General features: G+C 39.7%; 2 protein-coding genes. Both read right to left on the reverse strand.

What is annotated here, in order from left to right; all coding sequences use genetic code 11:
* Positions 1–426 precede the first annotated feature (426 nt).
* Positions 427–780, reverse strand: a complete 354-nt coding sequence (locus QZ375_RS14005; protein ID WP_295219974.1) for a hypothetical protein — start codon at positions 778–780, stop codon at positions 427–429.
* A gap of 13 nt (positions 781–793) precedes the next feature.
* The coding region (locus QZ375_RS14010; protein ID WP_295219976.1) for an RHS repeat-associated core domain-containing protein at positions 794–3,231 on the reverse strand (2,438 nt) is incomplete at its 5' end.

The raw sequence follows: 3,231 nt of genomic DNA on the forward strand, positions 1-3,231 counted from the left end.
GTCTTTGTGATCTGATTTCCGTTGGCATCATAGGAATATACCGTTTCTTTTGTACTGGTGTCTGCGATAGAATTTGTAATCAGCTCTGTGGGGCTGGTTGCCAGTCCATTGGCTGTTGTGGCACTGGAAGTTTCCTCGACTGTCTTGACGGACAGTTCGCAGTTCCTGCTGTTACGGCTTCATTGACGGAAATATATGCAGCGAGATCGGGGCTGATCTGTACGCTTGCCTTTGCATACAGATTGTACAAGGTTTCTGTTTCTATTTTGTTCAGATACAAGACTTCTGTAATCCTACATTTGAATATATCCGAGGCTGAAACAAGTTTTTCAGTTTTTGTCATAAAATTAGTCAGTCTCTCGCAGAAATTGTATGCGTGGGTCAAAATAAAACCTGATTACTAGCATTTCTACCGTTTTGTTACTATTAATTATTAGATTCGACACAGTATTCAATGTTTAGATTATTTAGTTCATCAATAATGTGTTTTAGATCCTCCTTTTTACCAAAAATTAAAAATATTCTGTTTTTAGATTTCAAAATAGATCTCGCTTTTATATAGTTTATATTTTTTGCTTTTGCAACAACTTTTATGTGGTCTATATTTGTATAATCTCCATTAAGTAAGAATATTGAATATTTTTTGTTTTTTTCTTCTAGCAACTCGCAAGCACTGGTAACAATACTACGTCCGCAATTCAAACAAAACCACCCTTGAGAATAACCCCTTTGCATAAATACCATGCTACATCCACATATATCACATTTTAATTCATTCATATGGTGCCACCTATTAGTGTCCAGGCGTAAATAATTTAAAATCTCCTGTATTCGAGAGATCCGGATATGTAGGGCGTCCAGAAGTTATAGATGGTGCTACAACCATTTTTCCATTATCATATGCCCATAAGATATTTGTTGGTGCTAACACATTGACATTCATTTTATTTGCCAAATTTTGAGCAAACCCATTGTCTAAAGAACCTGTACTACAAGATAAAAGCCGAATGTCTTGTCCCATATAATCATCTGAGTGTTCCAACATTGAAGCTAACATTCTATGATCAATTTCTTGAATCTGTCCATTTATATTCATCTCAATAGAATTTGGGGAACCATGAGCAATTATATCATAATACCCAGATGAATCTATAGTAGGATTTTGAAGTACATTACGATAAAAACTATCATTAGGTTCCATAAAGCTACGATATCCCGCTGTTGGAGAAAGTCTCTGTTCTAACGATTTTGCTAATTCATCATGGAAATTAAACTGTGTTGTTGTTCTTCGAACGTTAGCTGCTGAAATAAGTTCATCCGAATATCTTAATGCATCAGTAGCCTCATCAGAATGAGAAGCAATTTTTGCAGTTGTTCTGACAGCTTTCCCTGCATATGATCCTGGAACAAACGGAATAGCAACACTTGCTACATCCCAAGCTAAGAATCCTGCATTTGCCCAAGACGGATCTCTTACCATATCCACAACACTGCAAGCTAGGCTTATCACATCAAGCACAGTCTCAATAGCATGACCACTAGAATCAATATATGCAATGGGATTATTATGACAGTAAGTGTAAAGATTTAAACTTAATGGCTCTTCATTCTTGCCTGCAAAACTATCTCGTGAAATAAACCTACCCGTAGTCGGGTTATAATACCGTGCTCTCAGATAAATCGTACCCGTTTCCGCATCATAGTATTCCCCACAATACCGGAACGCATTTCTATCGGAATCATCAATGTTCTGTTCGACACCAAACGCATCATACTTGTACGACTTTGTAATCGCACCCTGAGCATCCGTCAGATTAACAACATCGCCATGCGCATTCTGCGTATAATACTGATAATCCGTCTTGACATTGCCACTCTGCTTGCTGAATTTCGCCAGCAGATTTGTACCACGAACATAAACCTCAGCGCTGTACCAGTCACTGTCATCCATGTCCACAACAATCTGCTTGTTGCCATCCCAGATATGGTTAATCGTCTCCTCGTCAACTGTCTTGCTCGTCCGCAGACCATCCGCATTGTACGTGTAACTTGCTGTTGTCTCTCCATCAGTAAATCCAATCAGCTGATTCAGACCATCGTAAGTGTTTGTCTCTGTCTTACCCTCTGCGGTCTTTGTGATCTGATTTCCGTTGGCATCATAGGAATATACCGTTTCTTTTGTACCGGTGTCTGCGATAGAATTTGTAATCAGCTCTGTGGGGCTGGTTGCCAATCCATTGGCTGTTGTGGCACTGGAAGTTTCCTCGACTGTCTTGGTTTCCTTTTGCAGCAATGCAGTATAATTGCCGTTTGCATCATTGTAATCATAAACAGTCTCATATTCTTCCGTACCAGTAGCCGTCATCTTGGAACGGTTGCCGTAGTCATCATACTCATACGCATAGGTGTCCATTGTTGTGCCATTGGAAACTGATTCTTCCGTCAGACGTTTCAACCCATCATACTCGTAATCCGTTGTCTCTATTATACCACTTTCACTGCGTACTTTGCAAGCGTCAGAACCATCTAAATAGTACGAATATTCATACTCAGAAATCGTCGAATTACCGGATTTCGTCACAAGCTTTGTAATCTTATTGCAGCCATTGTAAGTATAAGTCGAAACCACACCGTTTGCCAGCGTTTCACTTGCCTTGTTGCCGTTGGCATCATAGGTATAGGAAGCTGTTTCATTGCCGCTTTCCTTTACCTTAATAACACGCATTTCGGCATCGTATTCATATTGTGTAGCAGAATAAATTATCTGGTGATTAATACCAACCAGCTGCTCCTTCGCATACTGCGATACGCCCTCGTAGAAATAGCCCTTAAAATATTTTTCACTAAGTTCCTGATAAACACGTCCAAGGATATCGTACTGATAACTTGTCTGTACACCATTGGCAGTTTTACTCCGCACTCTTCCCATATTGTCATAGACATAGGATTTTGATACATTTTTAGAAGTATCACTGCAAATAGTATTTGCTGTCAGCACACGGTTCAGTGCATCATAGGTGTTAGTGGTCACATTGCCGTTTGCATCGGTTACAGTCAGTGCATTACCATTCAGATCATAGGTTGTTGCACCAGAGTTATAGCCTGTGCTGTCAGTCGTTCTTACCAAATGTCCCCACGCATCATATTCATAATTCGTGGTCATGTAGTCAGAATCGTTTGCACTGCTCAGACCAGTGTACATTTTTGTCTGGATGCCGGCATTGTTGTAGA

The organism is Ruminococcus sp., assembly GCF_019417665.1.
Lineage (GTDB): Bacteria > Bacillota > Clostridia > Oscillospirales > Ruminococcaceae > Ruminococcus_C.

What these genes read in the sequence shown, in the direction of transcription:
- QZ375_RS14005 (WP_295219974.1), bottom strand. Translation starts at nt 780, where the DNA reads ATGAATGAATTAAAATGTGATATATGTGGATGTAGCATGGTATTTATG.